Genomic DNA, 23,442 nt, shown 5'->3' on the forward strand with positions numbered 1-23,442 from the left:
CCGCAATGAAGGACCAAAAGTTTGAAACGGCCAAGGAAGTCTCGGAACATCTGCTGCACATCACGGCACAAGCCCTGATGGCGCGGGATTTTGAGGCTTTCGCGGATTGTTTTAATCTTCCTCAGCAGATGACCACGGCGAACAGCCGGATCATCGTGCGCAATCGCGATGATCTGGAACAGACATTTCACAGCCTTTGCGATCACTTTGAATCGAAAGGTGTCACGCGGCTTTACCGTGAATGTGTCGCAGCGTTGTTTCAGGGGCCTGACCGGGTTGAAGCGACCCATGTCAGCTATGTCTTGAAAGATGGTGAGGATGTCGTGCCGCCCTACCCGGTCTTTTCCGTGCTGGAGCGGATCAATGGGCGGTGGGTCATCACGTCGTCTGACTATGATCTGGACGATCACGACGGCCAGGCCCAAGCCATGCATGCGGTCGAGACAAGCGATCCTGAGGCAATGGCAATTTATCAGACCCATCTGGATGCAACGGCAGAGGCGCTGATGCAGCAGGACTTTGACAAGATGCGCGCACGTGTGGACCTGCCACATCGCATGACAACCGAGACCGCGCTGATTGAAACCACCACGGTCGAAGGGATGCAGCGCAATTTCGAACGTTTCGCGCGCAATTATCAGACCGAAGGCATCTCCGAATTTGTGCGCACCGTGAAAGTGGCGCGGTTCGAAAGTGAAAACGAGATCATCGGCACGCATATCTCTCATCAGATGCGCGGTTCAGAACGCGTCGTGCCGCCCTACCCAAATCGCATCCGGCTGGTCCGTGGTGCTGATGGACACTGGCGCGAGACGCATTGCGCCAATGCCATCCTGAACAACGCTGAAAATTTTAAGCTTTGGGTCCGTGTCGCGGAACGACCGCGGCTGCCTGACCTTGCTCCTATCCTCGAAAGGACCTCTGATGACTGACTTTATCCTTGAAAAAGACGCCGATGGCGTCGCGGTGATCACCTGGGACGTGAAGTCCAAGTCAATGAACGTGATGACGCGCGACAGCATGAAGTTGTTGAACGAATTGATCGACGAGGCGCTGGGCGACGATGCTGTCAAAGGCATCGTTATCACCTCTGGCAAGGACAGCTTTGCCGGGGGGATGGACCTGAACGTGCTGGGCACGATCCGCGAAGAGTACAAGGAAAACCCCGCAGAAGGTCTGTTTGAATTCACAATGAATGGCCACCGCGCCCTGCGCAAAATCGAACGCGCAGGCATGGACCCCAAGACGCTCAAAGGCGGTAAGCCGATTGCAGCGGCCCTGCCCGGCACGGCGTTGGGCATCGGCCTTGAGGTTCCGCTGGCCTGTCACCGCATCTTTGCAGCTGACAACCCCAAGGCCAAGATCGGCCTTCCGGAAATCATGGTTGGCATCTTCCCCGGCGCAGGCGGCACAACCCGCCTTGTGCGCAAACTCGGCGCGATTGCCGCCTCTCCGCTGCTGCTTGAGGGCAAGTTGAACAATCCGCAGAAAGCCAAAGCCGCCGGTGTGGTGGATGAAGTCGTGCCTGCTGACGAACTGCTGGCCAAGGCGAAAGATTGGGTGTTGAACGCCACCGATGCGGACATCGTCAAACCCTGGGATCAGAAGGGCTACAAGATGCCTGGCGGTGCGCCCTATCACCCTGCCGGTTTCATGAACTTTGTGGGTGCAAGCGCGATGGTCAACGGCAAGACGATGGGTGTCTACCCGGCGGCCAAGGCGTTGCTGTCGGCGGTCTATGAAGGTGCGCTGGTTCCCTTTGACACAGCGCTGCAAATCGAGGCGCGCTGGTTCACCAATGTGCTGATGAACCCCTCATCCAGCGCGATGATCCGCAGCCTGTTCATCAACAAAGAAGCACTGGAAAAAGGCGCCAACCGCCCTGCTGTTGACGACCAAAAGGTGCAAAAGGTTGGTGTGATTGGTGCGGGCATGATGGGCGCGGGCATCGCGCTTGTCTCGGCCTTGGCCGGAATTCAGGTCGTGCTGATCGACGCCAAGCAAGAGGCGGCAGACAAGGGCAAATCCTACACCGCCGACTACATGGACAAAGGGATCGCGCGCAAAAAGGCGACACCGGAAAAGAAAGAGGCGGTGCTGGGCCTGATCAACGCGACCACCGATTATGCGGCCCTAGCTGGCTGTGACCTGATCGTGGAAGCGGTGTTTGAAGATGTGGCCGTCAAGGCAGAGGTGACAGCAAAGGTGCAGGCCGCATGTCCTGATGCGATCTTTGCCACCAACACCTCTACCCTGCCGATCACGGAACTGGCCAAGGCCGCAAACGACGCGGAAAAATTCATCGGCATCCACTTTTTCAGCCCCGTCGACAAGATGTTGCTGGTTGAGATCATCAAAGGCCAGAAAACCGGCGATGTGGCGGTTGCCAAAGCGCTCGACTTTGTGCGCCAGATCCGCAAAACACCGATCGTCGTCAATGACGCGCGGTTCTTCTATGCCAACCGTTGCATTATTCCCTACATCAACGAAGGCATTCGGATGGTGAAAGAAGGGGTGGAGCCTGCGTTGATCGAAAACGCAGCCAAACTTGTCGGCATGCCACTTGGCCCGCTGCAACTGACGGATGAGACTTCAATCGACCTTGGCGTGAAGATCGCAAAGGCGACCAAGGCCGCGATGGGCGACGCCTATGACGACGCGCAGGACGAGGTCCTGTTCTGGATGTTCGACGAAGGCCGTCTGGGCCGGAAGTCCAACTCCGGCTTTTATGCCTATGACGATAAGGGCAAGCGGCAGGGCCTTTGGGACGGTCTGTCTGCGAAATACCCGGTGGCGGACACACAGCCCGAACTGACCGAAGTGCAGCATCGCCTGCTATTCGCACAGGTGTTGGAAGCGGTTCGCGCCTTGGAAGAAGACGTGCTGGAAGACATCCGCGAAGGCGATGTGGGCGCGATCCTTGGCTGGGGCTTTGCACCTTGGTCCGGCGGCCCGTTCAGCTGGCTTGATATCATTGGGTCGCCCTATGCGGCAGAGCGGTGCGACCAACTGACTGCTGCTTATGGTGCGCGGTTCACAACGCCAGCGCTCTTGCGCGAGATGGCCGAGAACAATCAGTCTTTCTATGGCCGGTTTGGCAAGGCGGCAAAGGCCGCCTGATCCATTACCAGTCCAACAAAGCGGGCGCGGTCAGCAATGACCGCGCCTTTTCTATTCTCCTGTATCAAACACATAGCCGCTTCGCGCGATGTCAGCCTGACAAAGTTCTGCGACCAGACCCGCATCGGCATCTGAATAGTACCCGCGCCAATCGCGCCTGCGATCAGACACATTTGCGCGCGGAAGATCGATGCGAAACCCAAGATGTTGTGCGAATGGTTCCAGATCATCTTGCCAGTGTTCCAGCCGTGCAAAATGCGTATCACAAATCCGACCAGCGCCATCGGTCACATAATGCGCGTAAGGGTTGGCGCGCAGCCCGGATTGCGTATGTGCGTGGTTGAGAAATTCACTGAAATCAAGCGCTTGCGCCAGTTTCACCGCAGGGTGCTCAAAGCGCTGCGCTTGTAGCCAGTGAAAATAGCTGACGATCCGATCCCAAGGATTACGGACCATAGTGACGACCATGAAATCGGTCATCTCGTCGCGGGTTATCAGCCCTTCGGCATCGGCGAGAGTGCTGTGTTTCCACAACCGGCCAGCTGTTTGAACGCCTTTCAATCGCCCGCGTCTGCGCACGGCTTTGGGGGTGTCGCCGATCAGGACATCGTCTTTCATGGCGCGCGCTTCCAGTGCCAACGCCATCGCGGTGCCGCCGGTCTTGGGAATATGCACAAAGACATAGCGGCGTCCGCGCGAGATGATCATGCGCCCTCACCCCGGCTTCGGATTGCAATGATGATCCCCGCTGCCGCAATCAGTACCATCCCGAACAATCCCAAAGGCGGCACGGTCTGACCCCACAGGATGTAGGCCCAGACGCTGGCGAAGATCAGCAGCGAATACTCAAAAACGGCGACAAAGCTTGCCTCGCCCAACTGATAGCCGCGAAAGATCAGCACGATCCCAACCAATGCGCCGATGGCCTGCGCGATGTACCAGGCGATTAGCGTGGGGGTCAGGGGCATCCAGCCGCGTAACGGGAACCCCTCTGCCCCGCCACCGCCGCCGGCAGGCAAGGCGATGACACCCAAGGCACCAAACAGCGTCAGCATGCCAAAGAACCACGCGGTCAGGGTTGATGTCGCCTCGCCTTCGCACCAAGCGCGGGTCGCGACCGCCCCTATGGCATATAGCAACCCCGCAAACACCGGCAGAAAAGCCACAAGGTTCAGCGCCGCCGGATCAGGCCGGATCACCATGACCGCACCGGCAAAGCCCGCCACAACCGCCAGCCACCGCACCGGGCCAACGCGCTTGCCTTGGAACAGAACGGTGATCAGCACCACAAAAAGCGGCGCGGTAAACAGCCCCGCCACCACAACCCCGATTGGCAATAGGGCGAGGCAACCAAAGTAGATCACCATGGCACCTGCGGTAAACATGCTTCGCCCCAGCACGGCACCGGGCCGCTTTGGCCGCAAGGTGCCGACACCGAATTGCGCCGCTATCCCAAGCGCAAACAGGACCAATCCGCCCCGGACCAGATGGAACTGCGAGAGCGAACTGTCAGTGGTCACAAATGGTACGAAATTATCCGTCAGCCCAAGCGTCATCATGCCCGCGACAATCATCAGTGCAGCGCGACCGGGTTGAACGAAATTGGTTGTCATCAAGTTGCCTGAGTTGGTGCTTTCGCCATTGGCAAAGTCACATAAGCACAGCAATACTCAACCCTGAAAACGACATCACGGTTTGGGAGGATTACGATGGGCTGGATGCGCGATGAAACAGGGCTGGACAAATGTGCCGCCAACCATGTGCCTTTGACCCCATTAAGCCATCTGGCAAGGGCCGTACGTGTCTATCCAACCCGCACAGCGCTGGTTTATGGCGACACAGCGCTGAACTACGCTGAATACCACGCACGCGTCAGCCAACTGGCGAGCGCTTTGGCCAAGGCCGGTGTTGCACCGGGTGACGTGGTGGCGACAATCCTGCCGAATGTTCCAGCGCAGTCAGAGGCATCCTTTGCCGTCCCCGCCTGTGGTGCGATCGTCAACACGATCAACACGCGGCTTGATGCTGACACGATCGGTTACATCTTCGATCACGGCGAAGCCAAGGTGGTCTTGGTTGACACGCAGTTTCTGCCCGTCGTGACAGAGGCCCTGACACTGATGGAAGGGACGCCGCCCACGATCATTGAAGTGCCCGACCCGGTGGCAGGTATCGCAGCCACCGGCAACTACCAAACCTATGAGGATTTCGTCGGCACCGGTGATGCCGATTTCCCTTGGATCATGCCCGAAGACGAATGGGAAAGCCTTGCGCTGAACTACACGTCCGGCACCACAGGACGGCCCAAAGGCGTGGTCTATCACCATCGTGGTGCTTACCTGATGACGATGGGTACGCCGATTTCCTGGCGGATGACCCTTTTCCCAAAACTGCTGCAGATCGTGCCGCTGTTCCACTGCAACGGTTGGAACCACACCTGGATGCTGCCCGCACTCGGCGGGACGGCTGTTTGCTGTCGCGATGTCACGGCGCGCGCGATCTATGATGCGATCGCGGATCACGGTGTCACCCATTTCGGTGGCGCGCCCATCGTGCTGAACCTGATCGTCAACGCTGACGATGCGGATCGTCGACCCTTTGATCACACAGTCGAGGTCTTTACAGCAGGCGCGCCCCCGGCGGCCGCCTTGCTGGCTGCGGTTGGCAAGCTGGGGTTCAACGTCACGCAAGTCTATGGGCTGACCGAGACTTATGGCCACGTCACCGAATGCGTTTGGAACGCAGAGTGGGATGATCTTCCGGGCGAAGATCAGGCTGCGATCAAGGCGCGGCAAGGCGTGGCCTTTCCGATGATGGAAAACGTGACTGTCGTTGATGACCAGATGGATCAAGTGACGACGGATGGCGGCACGCAAGGCGAAATTGTCATGCGCGGCAATGCTGTGATGAAAGGCTACCTGAAGAATCCGGAGGCTACAGCCAAAGCCTTTGCTGGTGGCTATTTCCATTCCGAAGACCTCGCCATCCAGCACCCGGATGGCTACATCCAAATCAGCGACCGGGCCAAGGACATCATTATCTCGGGCGGCGAAAACATCTCTTCCGTTGAGGTCGAAGGCGCGTTGATGCACCACCCTGCTGTCTCGCTTTGTGCGGTGGTCGCCAAACCGGATGACAAATGGGGCGAAGTGCCCTGCGCCTTTATTGAACTCAAAGATGGCCAGACTGCTGAAGAGGCTGAAGTGATCGCCTTTACCCGCACGCGACTGGCTGGGTTCAAATGCCCCAAACGGGTCGTGTTTCAGGAGTTGCCCAAAACCTCGACGGGCAAGATTCAGAAATTTGAGCTGCGGGGCCTCGCCAAGGCGCTCTGACCATTTGTAGCAGTTGTCGCCCGGCCCTGCCCCACGCTATGGTAGCAAAAAAGGGCAAATCGAGCGGATGACAGCACTCAAGGAATACGAGCGCCTTGAAAGCGGTGGGTTGTGGCGTGCGGACGCCACAGCGCAGCGCCGTGATGTCGTTGTGTCCTTTGGCAACGCCACGCTGGTGATCTCCGATGGTGCAGGTCGCCCGCTGACCCATTGGTCGCTGGCCGCCGTCACACGGCAAAATCCGGGCAAACGGCCTGCAGTGTTTGCCCCTGATACCGACACCGACGAAGCGCTTGAGGTCGAAGACACGTTGATGGTCGACGCCATCGAGAAAGTGCGCAAAACGGTGGCCCGCGCCCGGCCCCGCAAAGGCAAGCTGCGGGGTTTGGGGACTGTGGCACTGTTGGGCGGGCTTGTTGCGCTTGGCGTGTTCTGGCTCCCCGATGCGATGCGCCAGCAAGCCTTAGGCGTTGTGCCAATGTCCAAGCGGGTCGAAATTGGCGTCGTGTTGTTGAACAACTTGCAAGGTCTTACCGGACCGGTCTGCCGGGGCGCGGTCGGCACCGATGCGCTGGCGCGATTTGAAACCCGTGTGCTGGGCACAACCCGCGCGCGGCGTGTGGTTGTCATGCCGCTGGGACAGGAAATCGCCCTGCCCTTGCCGGGCGGGATCACGGCGCTCGACCGGTCCCTGATCGAACGGCTGGATGATCCCGCGATTGCCGCAGGATTTGTCTTGGCCGCCGAAGAGGCGCGCAAAGCTCAGGACCCACTTTTGCCAATTCTGGAGCGCGCCGGTTTCACCAACACCGTTCGCCTGCTGGCAACGGGTGATTTGCCAACAGACGTGCTTGATCGTTATGCCGTCGATCTGATTGGCGATCAGGCCCCGTCATTGTCCGAAACAACCCTGCTTGGCGCGTTTGAGACCGCGCGCATCCCAAGTACCCCCTTTGGCACCTACCGACAGGAAAAAGGCCAGCCCGTGATGGAACTGATCGTGAATGACCCTGTTCAGGGCACTGATTTCAAAGAAGTTCTGTCAGACGGCGATTGGGTCAGCCTGCAAGGCATCTGCGACTAGGGTCGCGCACCCAAAAAGACCCTGCGCTCGTCTGCAGGGCCTTTCTGGGGAGAAACCTTAGTTCCGGGTATAGGCGTCAGCAAAGCCCATGCCACGCACCGCGTTCAACGCACGAGCAAGCTCTGCCGGTGTGTTGAACGGACCCGCTGCAATCACCTTGAGGCTGCCGGATTTGGCCGAGGCGACAGGGAAACCCATGCCACCCAAACGCTGGATCATTCGTGTGGCGTTGGCCGGGTCACCAAAGGTGCCAACCTGCACATAGCGGTGGGTCATGGTCGCGGCTGCCGCTGGCGCGCGCACCTGAGCGGGTGCTGCGGACCGGGTCGAGATCCGCGGGGCTGATTGCGCCACCTGACCGCGCTGTGGGTTGATCCGGCCATCGGTCCAGACCTGTTCATACCCGGCTGGCACCTGTGGCGCGGCCTGTCGGCTGGCGATGGGGTTGGAGGCGGGGACAGTAGGCGCACCCAGACCAAAGAAGCCCGAAGTGCTGACAGTCGCCGTGCCGCCGCCGGGTGATACTTCGGTATATGGCTTCTCGACTTGCGGACCGCAGCGCATGGGCAAAGCCGGGTCGCCATTCAAATGCGGCTTCCCCGGGCAAAGGCCGGTGCTGGCAGCGATTGGGGCCGGCGCCGTTGTCGGAACAGTGGCCGTCGCAATCACGACCGGGGCCGGCGCGGGCGTGTCACAAACGATGGGTGAGCCATCGGGCCGCACAAAGCGTGTGCCTGTGGCGGCCACTTCGGCGCAAACTTCAGCCAGCGTCATGCGCAGCGGCTCTGGCGCGGCAGGGACGACAGGCGCAGGTGCGCTGACCGGCACAGCCGCCGGGGCCGGGCCACAATCAATCGGATCACCGGTGCGGGCGCTGACGAAACCGGGCTGAATGCCGAAACGGCCCTGGCAGGCTTCTGCCAGCGTCACGCGCGGCGGCTCTGCCGCAGGTGGCGGTGTGATGATCTGTGGTGAAGGTGCGACAACGGGTGTCGCCGGAATAGAAGCGATGGTCTGAATTGGTGCGGTTGCGGCGCGGGTCCGCACCGGCGCGGGCGATGGTGCAGGCGCGGCAGCGACAGAGGCGGCAGGCGGTGTGATCTCGATGATTGGCGCATCCAGCGGTGCAACACGCCCGCTGCCCGTCGCTGGGCCAGCAACACCTGCGGGGAACGTCGGCTGAAAATTGCAAAGCGGCTGACGTGATCGCGAAACGCGGGGCACCCAATTTGTGGCCCCACCGATACCCGCCCGGATAAAGGCACATCCATTGCTATCGACGAATTGATTGCCCGCGAAATCCGCTGGCGGAAACTCTGCAGGGAGGTCACCCTGCGCAGCTGCACCGCCGGTTGACACCATCAAAGCCAGCACGGCCACCCGCATATGTCCAATTGACGACATTCTATCCCCCACAAAATGTTGTGGCAGGATGCCCGACAATCCCTATTTTGTAAAGCGATTGTTCCCTTATTTGGTGCCAAACATGCGGTCACCCGCATCCCCTAGCCCCGGAACAATATATCCATTGTCATTCAAGTGACTATCCACTGCGGCCGTCACAATCGGCACGTCAGGATGGGCCTCTTTCATCCGTGCGATGCCTTCGGGTGCGGCCAGCAAACACAGGAATCGGATGTTCGTAGCGCCCGCCTTCTTCAGCAGATCAATCGCCGCAACAGAGCTGTTGCCGGTGGCAAGCATCGGGTCAACAGCGATCACCAGCCGGTCTTCCAACTCCGTCGGCACCTTGAAGTAATATTGCACCGGCTTGAGCGTTTCTTCATCCCGGTAAAGCCCGACAAACCCGACCCGTGCCGACGGGATCAGTTCTAGAATACCGTCCAGCAGCCCGTTACCTGCGCGCAAAATCGACACCAGCGCCAACTTTTTGCCGTCCAGCACGGGGGCATCCATCGGTTCCAGCGGGGTATCTATGGTCCGCGTGGTCATCGGCAATTCGCGCGTAACCTCGTAGGCCAAAAGCTGGCTGATCTCGCGCAGAAGCTGCCGGAAAACAGCCGTTGAGGTATCCGTCTTGCGCATCAGCGTCAGCTTGTGCTGCACCAGCGGGTGGGTCACATGGGTCAGATGTTCGGTCATGCGTCGTCCAATCGTTTCAAAATGCGGTCACGGGTTGCGGTATCACAAAAGGCCGCATTCATCGCCACCTTGTTGAGGTCCAGAAAATCACCCTCAACCCAACCAAAAGTCTGGTGCAGGTTGTCGTATTCCGCCGTTATCGTCGTGTGAAAAAATGGCGGATCATCGGTCGAGACGGTCACCGGCACACCCGCGTCGCGCAGTTTGGCAATCGGGTGGGCCGCCCAGTTTTCGACGGCTTTCAGCACAACGTTTGAGCCGGGGCAGACCTCTAGGACGATACCTTCATCTGCCAACCGCTTGACCAAATCGGCATCGCGCACCGCATTGATCCCGTGACCGATCCGCGCCACCTTCAGCGCGTCCAGCGTTTCGGCCACCATATCCGGCCCGCCCCATTCGCCGGCATGGCAGGTCAACGGCAACCCCGCCTCGCGGGCCATGTCAAAGCTGTAGGCAAAGTCTGCCGGACGGTGCATCATCTCTGCCCCCGCCATGCCAAAGCCGGTCAGAAAATCGCCCATCGTCTCGACCGCGCACTTTGCCGCGCGCTTGGCCTGCTCCGGGCCTTCGTGACGAATGCAGGTCACGATACCTTTGAGCGTGATGCCGTGGCTTGCCTCGCAATCTTGCGCGGCCTGCGCCATCGCGTCCAGATAGTCACGCCAGGCTGCCACATCGCCGCCACCACAGAAATCGGGCGAGATGAAGGTTTCGGCGTAGACTACCCCGTGGCTTGCGGTCTCTTCCAGAACTGCGGACGTCAGGCGATAGAAATCCTCGGGCGATGTGAGCGGCTCGCAGGCGGCCTCATAGACCTTCAGGAAATGTTCGAAGTTCTCAAAAACATAGCCACCTTGCCCATCAAAGATGCCCGACACGTCAATGTTTTTCTCGCGCGCCAAATCCCGAATGAACGCGGGCGGCGCGGCCCCTTCCAAATGCAGGTGCAATTCAACCTTGGGAAGCGTTTTGAATGTCATAGAAAACTGCGTCCTTTTCCAGAATGCGCCACTCCCAAGTGCGCCGCGACAGAGGCACCGACATCAACAAAACCAATATGCCCCAAGGCCTTGGCTCCGATGCCATGCACAAGCACAGGCACCCGTTCGCGGGTATGGTCGGTGCCGCCCCAACTGGGGTCATTGCCATGATCAGCCGTGATGATCAACAGATCGTCGGGGGCGAGTTTCGGCAAAAGTTTTGCCAGCTCCACATCGATCCATTCAAGATGTCGTGCATAACCGGCCACGTCGCGGCGGTGACCGTATTCGCTGTCGAATTCTACAAAATTGGCGAAAGTCAGGGACCCCGGCGCAGCCTCTGCCACCAAATCGTGCAGATGCCCCATCAAATCGATATCCCGACCTTTGCGAACCTCATCAATGCCGCGCATGGAAAAGATGTCGCCAATCTTGCCGATGGCATAGACCATGCGGCCCGCTCCCTGCACATCGTCACAGATCGTGGGCGACGGCGGCGCGATTGCAAAATCCTTGCGGTTCGATGTGCGTGTAAATCCGGCCTCTGGCGTTCCGACAAAGGGTCGCGCAATCACCCGCCCCACCTTCATGGCATGAATTGTCGGCGCAATCTCGGCGCAGAGCGCGAGCAGACGGTCCAGCCCAAAGGTTTCCTCGTGGGCTGCGATTTGCACCACGGAATCGGCCGATGTGTAGACAATCGGCCAGCCGGTTTGCATGTGTCGCGCGCCCTCTGCATCGATGATTGCCGTGCCCGAGGCATGGCGGTTACCCAGCAGCCCGCCTGTGCCAGCCGCCTGACAAATCTTGGTCGTCAGATCGTCAGGGAAGGCTGGGTCTTCGTTCGGAAAGGTGTGCCAATCCCACGGCACCGGCACACCTGCCAATTCCCAATGGCCCGATGGCGTGTCTTTGCCCATCGAAACCTCTGTCGCGGCACCCCACGCGCCACTTGGTCGGGCGTAAAGCCCCGGCGCGCTGTCATTGGATGCAAGCGTCACCGCTTTGCCTAGGCCCAACGCGTCAAGTGTTGGCACCGCAAGTGGGCCGCTGCGCCCGCTGTCCGCATGACCATCGGCACAAATCTGTGCAATATGGGCCGCGGTATTGGCCCCGGTGTCGGGTTTCAGGCCGTTAAAGAAGCGATCTGCATCCGGTGCACCACCAATGCCGACACTGTCCATCACCACAAGAAAAACACGGGCCATCAGGTTATCCTTTCGCGGATCAGATTATGGGGGTCGGGTGCGGCACCAATTGTGATCGCAGCCAGAACCGCATGCGCGGCCGCCTCTGCGCTGTCTTCATCAGCGGCATGAATGACGGCCAAGGGCTGGCCCCGTTCAACCTGTTGGCCCAGTGTCGCAACCTCTGTCAGGCCCACTGCGGGATTGACCTGATCGGTTTCAACCCGGCGCCCGCCGCCCAGCCGGACCACGGCCAGGCCCAGCGCCTCGCCATCAATGGTGGCCACGTGCCCTGCCTGCCGCGCGGGCACCTCGCCCACGACCGGGGCTTTGGGCAGGTGCGTTTGCCAATCCTCGGCCATATCCGGCGGCCCGCCAAGTGTGGTGACCATTGCCGCGAAGCGTTCCATCGCCGCCCCCGATGACAATGTCTTTTCCAATTTTCGACGCGCCACTTCGGTGGTCATACCTGTTTGCGCCAGCAGATCCGTGCCAAGCGCAATTGATAGCTCTGCCAAACGCGGGGCCGCTTCGGATTGACCAGACAGAACCTCCATGCAGGTTGCCACTTCCACTGCATTGCCAAGCGACGGCGCAAGGGGCTGGTCCATGTCGGTGATCAATGCGGTGGTCTTGCAACCAGCCCCATTCGCGGCGTCCACCAGTGCGCGGGCCAATTCCCGGGCCTCTTGCGTTGTTTTCATAAAGGCCCCGCTGCCGACCTTCACATCCATGATCAGGCCATCAAGACCCGCCGCCAGTTTCTTGGACAGGATAGAGGCGGTGATCAATGCGATGCTTTCGACCGTTGCAGTCACATCCCGCACTGCATAAAGCCGTTTGTCCGCCGGGGCGATATTGCCGGTGGCACTGACAATCGCGCAGCCCACATCACCCACAATCCGGCGCAGCTTGGCCTCTGTCACCAGGGTCGACAAACCCGGGATCGCCTCAAGCTTGTCAAGCGTTCCGCCCGTATGGCCCAGCCCCCGGCCAGAGATCATCGGCACCGCCACATCACAAGCCGCCAACATCGGCGCGAGGATCAGCGAGACACAATCCCCCACACCGCCAGTAGAGTGTTTGTCGATGACCGGACGGTCGCCGGACCATTCCAAAACGTCCCCACTGTCGCGCATTGCAGTGGTCAGCGCGGTGCGCCCCGCCGCATCTAGCCCGTTCAAGCAGACCGCCATGGCAAAGGCCCCCGCCTGCGCATCGCTGACGGCGCCACTGGCCAAACCCTTGGCAAACCAATCCAATTCGTCTGGCAATGGCGTTTCCTTGCGGCGCACTTTTGCAATAATCGCGCGCGCATCCATTAGCTTGTCCGCGACAGATAGTCTTGGTCAAAGGCACCAGGCAGCAATGCGCCAACGGTGGTGGCAAGGGTGACGCCATCAGTGGTGGCAAGGGTAACCACAACACTACCTTCCGCAAATTCCGCCAGTTTCTGGCGACACCCGCCACACGGGCTCACGGGTTGCGGGCTGTCGGCGATCACCGCAACCTCTGCGATCTTGGTCTCACCTGCCGCGACCATGGCCGCGATCGCCCCCGCCTCGGCGCAGGTGCCTTCTGGATAGGCCACATTTTCCACGTTGCACCCACGATATACGGCACCAGAGGCGGTCCGGATCGCCGCACCCACCTTGAACTTGGAATAGGGCGCATGGGCATTGTCGCGCACCGCACGCGCATCGTCGATCAGGGACATTTGGCAGCTCCGCTTTTCTGAACAAACAGAGTGCGGCCAGAATGTTGCGGATGCAAGGGCAAGCAGTGGAACCAAACCCGTTCTGGTGCGTTGTCCTTTATAACTCAGAGGTTCTTATGAGCAGCCAAAACACAATAGCCCGACCCTATTTTGATACCGCACCCGATAACACCCCGATGTCAGAAGATGTGGCCGGCATGCTGTCTGCATTGTGTCAGGCAGCCGGCAAATCCTTTGATCCCAACCTGACGCAGCGACAGGCCCATGCGCAGATCAATATCCTGCGCGACAAGCTTGATTTTCAGCTGCGCACGCGCGGCGAACTTGCTGCAAATTTGCCGGGCAAGGTCACCTCAAGCAGGGTGATGTCGTCGGACTGCGACGCATAGCGCACCGCCATTCCCGGCGGGACGACAAAGGCATCGCCTGTTTGCAGCGCAAAGGGGTCCTTACCTTCACCTTCCAGCGTCATGGTGCCCTGCATCACAAAGCAGAAATAGATATCAGCGTCATGCGCAACCCAAGTGGGCGCATCTGCGCCCTTGCGCAGAACCTGCACCCCGGCAACATCGCCAGTATTGTCAGAAATCGTGGTATCCCGCGCTGCGAACCCGGCAAAGACATGCGGCTTCCAGATCGCATCCTGCGCGCGATTATGCACAAAACGCTGCCCGGCCCATTCCCGATCGGGCCGATGGTGCGGGGTTGGCAAGGTCATGTCGTGATCAATTTCGGTGATATGCTCTGCCGGGACGCCAATTTCGATCACTTCGATACCGTCAGAGGCCTCAAGCACCCGGTGGCGGATTTCGGGCGGCTGGATAAAGCAATCCCCCGCATGCAGTCGGATCGGATCGCCCTGGTCTTCATAAACAACGTCGACCCATCCCGCGATGCAAAATATCAGCTGAAAACCGACCCGATGGAAATGCACCATGTCCGGCACGGGCCCACCGTCAGGAATGCGGATATGGCTGGCAATGATCGACCCGCCAAGGCGGTCAGGGATCAGGTCGCGATATTGCATCCCCGCCCGGCCAATAACCCACGGAGCCTGATCCGTCAGACGTCGCACAACAAAGGCATGTTGCGTTTCAGGCAAGTCCAAGGGCGGGTTCAGCGCCGTGATCGTCACCTCAGTGCCGCCGGGTGCAGTCAGCACTTCTGGCGAACGCCCATCCGTCGCCAGCACCAATTTCCCTGCCGGACCTGCCCCCCGCTCCAACTGCACACGCAGGCCATGGCCGCTGAATACCGCTGTCATGGGATCATCAGCGGGATAGATCATATCCATCCGCAGGCCCAATTCGCGCCCAAAGAACCCGATGTCACCCATCAGGTCCGTTGTGGGCAACACAACACGGGCACGAATTTCATCAGATTGCGTCATGGCGACATCGTGCGGCGCGGTTTGAGGATTTGCAAGTCGGCCCGCTCAGGGGTTATAGCTGACCCTAGGACCACCGCCACCGAGGCAAGTGGTTTAATATTAAACAATTCGGTGGACTGCGCCCATGACGAAATCTGACAACGATGCACTTCGCAAGGCGGCGCTGGACTATCACCGCTTTCCAAAGCCCGGAAAACTGGAAATTCGCGCAACCAAACCCTTGGCAAACGGGCGTGATCTGGCCCGCGCCTACTCACCCGGCGTGGCCGAGGCCTGTCTGGAAATCAAAGCTGATCCCAACAGCGCGCGCGACTATACCTCGCGCGGGAACCTCGTGGCCGTCGTCACCAATGGCACAGCAGTACTGGGCCTTGGCAATATCGGCGGGCTCGCCTCCAAACCTGTGATGGAAGGCAAGGCCGTCCTGTTCAAGAAATTCGCCAATATCGACTGTTTCGACATCGAACTGGACGAACCTGACCCACACAAGCTCGCCGATATCGTTTGCGCATTGGAACCGACGTTCGGGGCCATCAACCTTGAAGACATCAAAGCCCCCGATTGCTTTATCGTGGAAGAAGCCTGCCGCGCGCGGATGAATATCCCTGTGTTCCACGACGACCAGCATGGCACGGCGATTGTGGTTGGCGCTGCTGCCACCAACGCCCTGCGCGTGGCTGGGAAGTCCTTTGAAGACATCAAGATCGTCAGCACCGGCGGCGGGGCTGCGGGCATCGCCTGCCTGAACATGCTGCTGACCCTTGGGGTGAAGCGCGAAAACGTCTGGCTCTGCGATATCGAAGGGCTGGTCTACGAAGGGCGAGAGGCGGATATGACCCCGCAAAAGGCCGCTTATGCCCAAGGCACCACGCCCGCGACGCTGGATGATGTCATTGGTGGCGCGGACCTGTTCCTTGGCCTTTCCGGCCCCGGCGTCCTTAAGCCCGACATGGTCGCCAAGATGGCAGAGACGCCAATCATCTTTGCGCTTGCCAACCCGAACCCCGAGATTGATCCAGCAGACGCCCGTGCCGTGAACCCGAATGCTATCATCGCCACCGGCCGCAGCGATTTCCCCAATCAGGTCAACAACGTCCTGTGTTTTCCTTTCATCTTTCGCGGCGCGCTTGATGTGGGCGCCACCGACATCAATGACGAGATGAAGGTCGCTTGCGTCGAAGGTATCGCCGCCCTCGCCCGCGCCACAACCAGTGCCGAGGCGGCGGCCGCCTATCAAGGCGAACAGCTGACCTTTGGGGCCGATTATCTGATCCCCAAACCCTTTGATCCGCGCTTGATGGGCGTCGTTGCCAGCGCGGTTGCCGGGGCCGCCTGCAAAACGGGCATCGCCACCCGTCCCATCGACGATATGGAGGCTTACAAAGCCAAACTCGACAGTTCTGTGTTCCGGTCTGCCTTCCTGATGCGCCCGGTGTTCGAGGCAGCGCGCACCGCCGAACGCAACATCGTCTTTGCAGAGGGTGAGGACGAGCGCGTGCTACGCGCGAGCCAGGCCATTATGGAGGAAACGACCGATCACCCCATCCTGATTGGCCGCCCCGAAGTGATTGCCGCCCGTTGCGAACGCGCAGGTCTGACTATTCGGCCCGGCATCGACTTCAAGATCGTGAACCCCGAAAACGATCCGCGTTACCGGGACTATTGGAATAGTTACCACGACTTGATGGCGCGTCAGGGTGTGACGCCTGACCTTGCCAAGGCCATCATGCGCACCAACACCACTGCAATTGGCGCGGTCATGGTCCATCGCGGAGAGGCAGACAGTCTGATCTGCGGCACCTTCGGGCAATACCTGTGGCACCTCAACTACGTCTGCCAGATCCTTGGGCAGGGCGGGCTGCATCCTGTGGCGGCCTTGTCGATGATGATCCTTGAGGATGGACCATTGTTTGTCGCGGACACGCAAGTGCACGCGGAACCCACGCCAGAACAAATCGCCGAGACTGTCATCGGCGCCGCGCGCCATGTGCGCCGCTTCGGTCTGTCACCCAATATCGCCCTGTGTTCGCACAGCCAGTTCGGAAATTTGGATTGTGACACGGGCCGCCGGATGCGCGCTGCCATGGAAATTCTGGACAGCGCACCACGTGACTTCGCCTATGAAGGCGAGATGCATATCGACAGCGCGCTGGATCCCGACTTGCGCGCGCGTGTTTTCCCAGCTGCACATATGGAGGGTGCGGCCAACTGTCTGGTTTTTGCCAATACCGACGCGGCATCTGGCGTGCGCAACATCATGAAGATGAAAGGTGGCGCGCTCGAGGTTGGCCCCATCCTGATGGGCATGGGCAACCGGGCACATATTGTCACCCCGTCGATCACCGCCCGCGGGTTGCTGAACATGTCGGCCATCGCTGGCACGCCTGTCTCGCATTATAGCTAGATCGACCTGCAAAGAAATTTACACCGGTGTGCGCCGCGACCCGCAAGCGCCTTGAGCCGGCCCGCACAACTGCCTATCCCTGACACATCACGTCTTGGGGGAGGATACGATGGGATACGCAGAGGTCTATCAAAGCTGGAAAGACGATCCAGAAACCTACTGGATGGAACAAGCTCAGGCCATCGACTGGGTCACCCCCCCTTCACGGGCGCTGGATGACAGCAACGCCCCACTTTATCGCTGGTTCACCGACGCGCAGGTCAACACCTGCTACAACGCGGTCGACCGTCATGTCGAAAATGGACGCGGCGATCAGGCGGCGATCATTTATGACAGCCCCGTAACCGACACCAAACGTACGATTACTTATGCGGACCTGCAAACACGGGTCGCATCACTCGCCGGCGCGCTGGCTGCAAAGGGTGTCGCCAAAGGCGACCGCGTCATCATCTACATGCCGATGGTCCCCGAAGCGCTCGAAGCGATGTTGGCCTGTGCCCGTCTGGGGGCGATTCATTCGGTTGTTTTCGGCGGATTTGCGGCCAACGAACTGGCCGTGCGGATTGACGATGCTACCCCCAAAGCGATCATCGCAGGCTCTTGCGGGATCGAACCGGGCCGCGTGGTCGCATATAAACCGCTGCTTGATGGCGCGATAGAGCTGGCGACGCACAAGCCCGACTTCTGCGTTATTTTTCAACGCGAACAAGGGCTTGCAGACCTGAACCCCGGCCGCGACGTGGACTGGCACGCATTCCAGGACGGTGTCACACCCGCCGATTGTGTGCCCGTGCCGGGCGACCACCCGGCCTATATTCTCTATACATCCGGCACCACCGGCGCGCCCAAGGGTGTCGTGCGCCCGACAGCAGGCCATCTGGTCGCGCTCAATTGGACCATGAAGAACATTTACCAATGCGACCCCGGCGATGTGTTCTGGGCCGCCTCTGACGTGGGCTGGGTCGTGGGTCACTCTTACATCTGCTACGCGCCGTTGATCCACGGCAACACCACCGTCGTGTTCGAAGGCAAGCCCATCGGCACCCCTGACGCGGGCACATTCTGGCGGGTGATTGCCGAACACAACGTGCGCAGCTTCTTTACGGCCCCCACCGCATTCCGCGCGATCAAACGCGAAGACCCGGCCGGTGCAGAGATCAAGAAGTACGACATCTCTGGCCTGCGCGCGCTTTATCTTGCGGGCGAACGCGCCGACCCCGACACCATCAAATGGGCGCAGGACATCATGGGCGTCCCAGTCTTTGACCACTGGTGGCAAACCGAAACCGGCTACACCATCGCAGGCAACCCTGCAGGGATCGAGGCACTGCCGGTCAAAATCGGCTCTCCCACTGTGGCGATGCCCGGCTATGACGTGCAAATCCTCGACGAAGCAGGCCATCAGGTTCAGCCCGGAGAATTGGGCGCCATCGCCATCAAACTCCCCCTGCCGCCCGGCACGTTGCCGACACTTTGGAATGCCGAAGAGCGGTTCAAAAAAAGCTATCTGAACACCTTCCCCGGATACTACGAAACGGGGGACGCAGGTATGATCGACGAAGACGGCTATCTCTACATCATGGCGCGCACCGATGACGTGATCAACGTTGCTGGCCACCGCCTGTCCACCGGCGCAATGGAAGAAGTGCTTGCCAACCACCCTGACGTCGCTGAATGCGCGGTGATCGGCGTCACGGATGAGCTCAAAGGGCAATTGCCACTGGGCTTTGTGTGCACCAACAAAGGTACGGCAAAATCTGACGCGGACATCATGGTCGAATGCATCAAGATGATGCGCGACACAATCGGCCCGGTTGCCGCTTTCAAATTGATTGCGGTGGTAGACCGGTTGCCCAAGACCCGATCCGGCAAAATCTTGCGCGGCACCATGGTCAAGATTGCGGACAGCGCCGATTTCAAGATGCCTGCCACCATCGACGACCCTGCCATTCTGGATGAGATAAAAACAGCCTTGCTGCCACTGGGCTACGCCGCAGGCTAGTCCAATCTGGCGGTCAGACGAACTGTTCGCGGATCAACCGTTCTTCCAGCCCGTGGCCGGGGTCAAACAAAATGCGATGTCGGATATCGGGGTCAGATGCGATTTCGACACTGACCACATTTCGCACTGATTTGCTGTCTGCCTCGGCCATGACAGGGCGTTTCTTGGCATCCAGCACGTCAAACCGCACAACCGCCTTTTTGGGCAGCAACGCGCCACGCCAGCGTCGCGGCCTGAAGGCCGACATCGCGGTCAGCGCCAGCACATCCGACCCAATGGGCAAGATCGGCCCGTGGGCGGAATAGTTATAGGCCGTGGACCCCGCAGGCGTCGCCACCAATGCGCCGTCGCAGACCAGCTCTGCCATCCTTTCGCGACCATCCACCGTGATGCGCAGCTTTGCAGCCTGCGGCCCGGCGCGCAAAAGCGACACCTCGTTGATCGCCAGCCCGTCGTGGGTCGCGCCAGAGGAATCAAGGGCGGTCATGCGCAGCGGATTGATGATCTCTTCTTCGGCCTCTGCCAAACGCGCCGGCAAATCGTCTTCCTGATATTCGTTCATCAGAAATCCAACCGTGCCACGGTTCATCCCGTAAACCGGCGCTGCCACATCCTGCGTGGCGTGCAAGGTTTGCAACATAAAGCCATCACCACCCAAGGCGACGATCACCTCTGCCTGATCAACGGGCGTATCGCCATAGCGCTGCGACAACACCGTCCGCGCCTCTTGCGCGATCGGTACGTCACTGGCGACAAAGGCAATTTTCGGGCTCGGCATGTGCGCAATCCTCTACAACAGCCTTTTGTTGACCGTTCCCATCCGAAACGCAAGGCAACCATCGGCAACGCATGATGCCGCCCTCATGATCTTGTTGGTCGTTTTGACCCTTTAGACATAGTCCCGCTTGCCGTATGAGGGCGCAAATCCACCCGTTCCGAAAGGGCTTTGCCATGAATGCCACCTTCCGCGACCAAGGTTTCTTTACAGAGGCCCTCGCCACCCGTGACCCCGATCTTTACGCCGCGATGCAGGACGAGCTGACCCGCCAACGCAAAGAGATTGAGCTGATCGCGTCGGAAAACATCGTCAGCGCCGCCGTCATGGAAGCCCAAGGCGGCGTGATGACGAACAAATACGCCGAAGGATATCCGGGTCGCCGCTACTATGGCGGGTGTCAGCACGTCGACGTGGCTGAAAACCTTGCGATTGAACGCGCAAAGCAGCTGTTTGGTTGCGACTTTGCCAATGTGCAGCCAAATTCTGGCTCTCAGGCGAACCAAGGCGTCTTTCAGGCACTGTTGCAGCCCGGCGATACCATTCTGGGGATGTCGCTGGATGCGGGCGGCCACCTGACCCACGGCGCCAAACCCAACCAGTCGGGCAAGTGGTTCAAGGCTGTGCAATACGGTGTGCGCCAACAGGACAGCCTGCTGGACTATGATCAGGTGCAGGAACTGGCGACAGAACATCAGCCCAAAATGATCATTGCGGGCGGCTCCGCGATCCCACGGATCATTGATTTTGCCCGCATGCGCGAGATTGCCGACAGCGTCGGTGCCTATCTGATGGTCGACATGGCCCATTTCGCTGGCCTGGTCGCCGCTGGCCTCTACCCTTCGCCCTTCCCTCACGCCCATGTGGCGACAACGACAACACACAAGACCCTGCGCGGCCCGCGCGGTGGGATGATTGTCACCAATGACGAAGCGATCGCGAAAAAGGTGAACTCCGCCATTTTCCCCGGCATTCAGGGTGGCCCCTTGATGCATGTGATCGCAGGCAAAGCCGTCGCTTTTGGCGAAGCGCTACGCCCCGAATTCAAGACCTATCAGGAACAAGTGGTGAAGAACGCGCAGGCGTTGGCGGATCAGTTGATGAAAGGCGGCTTGGACATCGTTACAGGCGGCACCGACAGCCATGTGATGCTTGTCGATCTTCGCCCCAAAGGCGTCAAAGGCAACGCGACAGAGGTCGCCCTGGGCCGCGCCCACATCACCTGCAACAAAAACGGCATCCCGTTTGACCCCGAAAAGCCGATGGTCACATCCGGCATCCGTCTGGGCAGCCCTGCAGGCACCACACGCGGCTTTGGCGAGGCAGAGTTCCGCCAGATCGCGGACTGGATCGTCGAAGTTGTTGATGGGCTGGCCGCCAATGGTGAAGAAGGCAATGCCGCGGTCGAGGCGAAAGTCCGTACCGAGGTTGAAGCCATGTGCGACAGCTTCCCGATCTACCCCAACCTCTGATCAAGTGCGGGCGGGATCCCCCCGCCCGTTTCACCACCGATTCCAATGGCTTAGCCCAACTTGGGGACGCGGCACACGGCCTTAATATTGCGACATCTCAGATCAGAAAGGGCCCCGTAGTCATCCGTATGATAGTGCGGGCGAACCCCGGTGCGCCATTGTCTGTGCCGCCAGGCGCAAAGGTGGCGCGAAAGGTGATTTGAGCGATCATGCGCTGCAGTCCCATGTCGTAAACTGCGATGGAACCCTTCGTTTTGCAGCGCGGCCCAAGCGGTCAGACCAAGCCACGGCTGCGGGCATACCAGACGGCCGCGATAAACAGCGCGATCAGCACTGCCGACACCTTGCCCAAAGCCCAAAGCACCTTGTCCTTGAGCACCTCGTTGGGATCAATTTCGCTCAGATGGGCGATGACATTCTCGGCCGCCCGCGCGATCGCTTTGTCATCCACCATCCGTGCCAGTTTCGGGTTTTGGATCAGACTGTTAGCCTTGGCGACCTGCGTTGCATCCCGCTTGATCCGACGCGGCAACCGGCGGCCTGACTTGCGGATTTGCACCGCAAGCGATGCGCCTTTGATCCGCAACCGCTCTGCCATCAGCGTGCTGATTGTTTCGACGTATTCTGTGACTTTGTCCCCCGACATGATGATTGCCTAGCGGTGGTCATTCGGGGGCTCAAGGGGTATGGATTTCATTGCAGGAGGATGGTGCATGTTGAACACGGTCGAAAATGGGCAAGCCACTGAAAAGCCTGACCTTTTGATTGCACATGGGCTATTCGGTTCGGCCCGCAACTGGGGCGTGCTGTCAAAACGGCTGTCCGACGACCGCCGCGTGGTCGCTGTGGACATGCGCAATCACGGGCTAAGCCCTTGGTATGAAACGCAAAGTTATGCTGACATGGCGGATGATCTGGCCGGGGTCATCGACCAACCGATGGATGTGATCGGCCATTCGATGGGCGGCAAGGCGGCGATGGTTACCGCCCTGAAATACCCCAGCAAAATCAACCGCTTGATCGTCGCGGATATCGCGCCGGTGACCTATACCCACAGCCAGATCGGCCCGATTGAGGCGATGCGCCGAGTGCCGTTAACCACAATTTCCAACCGGGCGGAGGCTGCCGCCCACCTGACCGGGCTGGAGCCGGGCATCGACACGTTCCTGCTGCAAAGCCTTGATCTGAAAGAGAAAAAATGGCGCCTGAACCTGGATGTGCTGGCCGCCGAGATGGACAAGATCATCGGCTTCCCAGAGGTGACAGGCCAGTTCACCGGCCCCACCCTGTTCTTGTCCGGCGCCAACAGCGACTACGTCAAGCGCGAACACCGCGACCGGATCAAGACCCTGTTCCCAAACGCAAAATTCGCGAAAATCCCCGGCGCGGGGCACTGGCTGCATGCCGAAAAACCGCGCGCGTTTGAGGCTGCGGTTAACGCTTTTCTGACCTAGGCAGAACCCATGCACATTGCATGCACACACCATGCACACGCAGGTCTTAACCTGCGTTAACCGCGCATGGTGAACCTTGCGTCAAATCACGGGTGAAGACAGAAACGTCGCCAGCGAAAACGCCCCGATCACGAGCAGAAAGATATGTGGCAAAAATCGCATCGGAACCCCCATTTGCTTGATGAAGGTTCAACGCGGCAGCCCCGCGTTTCCGTCGCTTAATTCTTGTCGTCGTCCAGCTTTGTGCGGACAAGGGTGCAAAGAATGTGGCGGCTGGTCATGATCTGTCTCCGGGTTTGAATGCTTAAGACACGTTCATCTTTCGGGCAAAGTTTCACCGACCTTTAAGTTTTTCACTGCATGTGGCTGCGCAGACCAAACCACCCCATGTGGTGTTGACCGGCAACGCAAGGTGG

General features: G+C 59.6%; 19 protein-coding genes. 8 read left to right on the top strand and 11 right to left on the bottom strand.

Annotated features, from left to right (window positions below):
• Positions 1 to 5: 5 nt before the first annotated feature.
• On the top strand, positions 6 to 932 hold the full coding sequence (locus AB3Y40_RS12770; RefSeq protein WP_369439169.1) for a hypothetical protein: 927 nt from the start codon (positions 6 to 8) through the stop codon (positions 930 to 932).
• Entirely contained in the window at positions 925 to 3,120 is a 2,196-nt protein-coding gene (locus AB3Y40_RS12775; RefSeq protein ID WP_369439170.1) for a 3-hydroxyacyl-CoA dehydrogenase NAD-binding domain-containing protein, read from the top strand. The genes AB3Y40_RS12770 and AB3Y40_RS12775 overlap by 8 nt, the downstream gene beginning before the upstream one ends.
• Before the next feature lie 51 nt (positions 3,121 to 3,171).
• Here the strand turns inward: AB3Y40_RS12775 and AB3Y40_RS12780 are convergent, their stop codons facing one another.
• Both AB3Y40_RS12780 and AB3Y40_RS12785 read right to left on the bottom strand, forming a co-directional pair.
• The gene (locus AB3Y40_RS12780) at positions 3,172 to 3,828 is read right to left on the bottom strand and encodes a sulfotransferase family 2 domain-containing protein (RefSeq protein WP_369439171.1); all 657 of its coding nucleotides are present in this window, start codon (positions 3,826 to 3,828) and stop codon (positions 3,172 to 3,174) included.
• Complete coding sequence (locus AB3Y40_RS12785; protein ID WP_369439172.1) at positions 3,825 to 4,733, bottom strand: DMT family transporter; 909 nt, start codon at positions 4,731 to 4,733, stop codon at positions 3,825 to 3,827. The genes AB3Y40_RS12780 and AB3Y40_RS12785 overlap by 4 nt, the downstream gene beginning before the upstream one ends.
• Positions 4,734 to 4,829: 96 nt before the next feature.
• Here AB3Y40_RS12785 and AB3Y40_RS12790 point away from each other — a divergent pair, with 96 nt between their 5' ends.
• Together AB3Y40_RS12790 and AB3Y40_RS12795 are read left to right on the top strand one after the other, a co-directional pair.
• Complete coding sequence (locus tag AB3Y40_RS12790; protein WP_369439173.1) at positions 4,830 to 6,455, top strand: AMP-binding protein; 1,626 nt, start codon at positions 4,830 to 4,832, stop codon at positions 6,453 to 6,455.
• 67 nt (positions 6,456 to 6,522) lie between these two features.
• Positions 6,523 to 7,539: a hypothetical protein gene (locus AB3Y40_RS12795; RefSeq protein WP_369439174.1), complete on the top strand. Its 1,017-nt coding sequence runs from the start codon at positions 6,523 to 6,525 to the stop codon at positions 7,537 to 7,539.
• A gap of 57 nt (positions 7,540 to 7,596) precedes the next feature.
• On the opposite strand, the gene AB3Y40_RS12800 is transcribed toward AB3Y40_RS12795, so the two are convergent.
• From AB3Y40_RS12800 to AB3Y40_RS12830, 7 genes are all read right to left on the bottom strand, one after another.
• Positions 7,597 to 8,943 (bottom strand): SPOR domain-containing protein, encoded by a 1,347-nt coding sequence (locus AB3Y40_RS12800; RefSeq protein ID WP_369439175.1) that lies wholly within the window; start codon positions 8,941 to 8,943, stop codon positions 7,597 to 7,599.
• A gap of 66 nt (positions 8,944 to 9,009) precedes the next feature.
• Positions 9,010 to 9,642: a uracil phosphoribosyltransferase gene (gene upp, locus AB3Y40_RS12805; protein ID WP_369439176.1), complete on the bottom strand. Its 633-nt coding sequence runs from the start codon at positions 9,640 to 9,642 to the stop codon at positions 9,010 to 9,012.
• Positions 9,639 to 10,625 carry an adenosine deaminase gene (locus AB3Y40_RS12810; protein ID WP_369439177.1) on the bottom strand — a complete coding sequence of 329 codons (987 nt, stop codon included), beginning with the start codon at positions 10,623 to 10,625 and terminating at the stop codon, positions 9,639 to 9,641. Before AB3Y40_RS12810 ends, upp begins: the two co-directional genes overlap by 4 nt.
• Entirely contained in the window at positions 10,622 to 11,833 is a 1,212-nt protein-coding gene (locus AB3Y40_RS12815) for a phosphopentomutase (protein WP_369439178.1), read from the bottom strand. Before AB3Y40_RS12815 ends, AB3Y40_RS12810 begins: the two co-directional genes overlap by 4 nt.
• Positions 11,833 to 13,134 (bottom strand): thymidine phosphorylase, encoded by a 1,302-nt coding sequence (locus AB3Y40_RS12820; protein ID WP_369439179.1) that lies wholly within the window; start codon positions 13,132 to 13,134, stop codon positions 11,833 to 11,835. The genes AB3Y40_RS12815 and AB3Y40_RS12820 overlap by 1 nt, the downstream gene beginning before the upstream one ends.
• Positions 13,134 to 13,529, bottom strand: coding sequence for a cytidine deaminase (locus tag AB3Y40_RS12825; protein ID WP_369439180.1), 396 nt, complete (start codon positions 13,527 to 13,529; stop codon positions 13,134 to 13,136). Before AB3Y40_RS12825 ends, AB3Y40_RS12820 begins: the two co-directional genes overlap by 1 nt.
• 301 nt (positions 13,530 to 13,830) lie before the next feature.
• Positions 13,831 to 14,919, bottom strand: a complete 1,089-nt coding sequence (locus tag AB3Y40_RS12830) for a cupin domain-containing protein (RefSeq protein ID WP_369439181.1) — start codon at positions 14,917 to 14,919, stop codon at positions 13,831 to 13,833.
• A gap of 124 nt (positions 14,920 to 15,043) precedes the next feature.
• Here AB3Y40_RS12830 and AB3Y40_RS12835 point away from each other — a divergent pair, with 124 nt between their 5' ends.
• A complete protein-coding gene (locus AB3Y40_RS12835) occupies positions 15,044 to 17,323 on the top strand; it encodes an NADP-dependent malic enzyme (RefSeq protein WP_369439182.1) in 2,280 nt (759 codons plus the stop codon).
• A 109-nt stretch (positions 17,324 to 17,432) separates the two neighbouring features.
• On the top strand, positions 17,433 to 19,325 hold the full coding sequence (locus AB3Y40_RS12840) for a propionyl-CoA synthetase (RefSeq protein ID WP_369439183.1): 1,893 nt from the start codon (positions 17,433 to 17,435) through the stop codon (positions 19,323 to 19,325).
• Positions 19,326 to 19,338: 13 nt separating this feature from the next.
• On the opposite strand, the gene AB3Y40_RS12845 is transcribed toward AB3Y40_RS12840, so the two are convergent.
• Positions 19,339 to 20,103 carry an NAD kinase gene (locus AB3Y40_RS12845; protein ID WP_369439184.1) on the bottom strand — a complete coding sequence of 255 codons (765 nt, stop codon included), beginning with the start codon at positions 20,101 to 20,103 and terminating at the stop codon, positions 19,339 to 19,341.
• A gap of 173 nt (positions 20,104 to 20,276) precedes the next feature.
• On the opposite strand from AB3Y40_RS12845, the gene glyA reads away from it, so the two are divergent.
• The gene (glyA, locus tag AB3Y40_RS12850) at positions 20,277 to 21,572 is read left to right on the top strand and encodes a serine hydroxymethyltransferase (RefSeq protein WP_369439185.1); all 1,296 of its coding nucleotides are present in this window, start codon (positions 20,277 to 20,279) and stop codon (positions 21,570 to 21,572) included.
• 274 nt (positions 21,573 to 21,846) lie between these two features.
• Here the strand turns inward: glyA and AB3Y40_RS12855 are convergent, their stop codons facing one another.
• Positions 21,847 to 22,218: a hypothetical protein gene (locus AB3Y40_RS12855; RefSeq protein ID WP_369439186.1), complete on the bottom strand. Its 372-nt coding sequence runs from the start codon at positions 22,216 to 22,218 to the stop codon at positions 21,847 to 21,849.
• Between the two features lie 67 nt (positions 22,219 to 22,285).
• Between AB3Y40_RS12855 and AB3Y40_RS12860 the strand changes: the two genes are divergently transcribed.
• A complete protein-coding gene (locus AB3Y40_RS12860; RefSeq protein ID WP_369439187.1) occupies positions 22,286 to 23,026 on the top strand; it encodes an alpha/beta fold hydrolase in 741 nt (246 codons plus the stop codon).
• The last annotated feature ends 416 nt before the right edge of the window (positions 23,027 to 23,442 follow it).

Source organism: Yoonia sp. R2331 (assembly GCF_041103235.1).
In the GTDB taxonomy this organism is placed as follows: domain Bacteria; phylum Pseudomonadota; class Alphaproteobacteria; order Rhodobacterales; family Rhodobacteraceae; genus CANMYO01.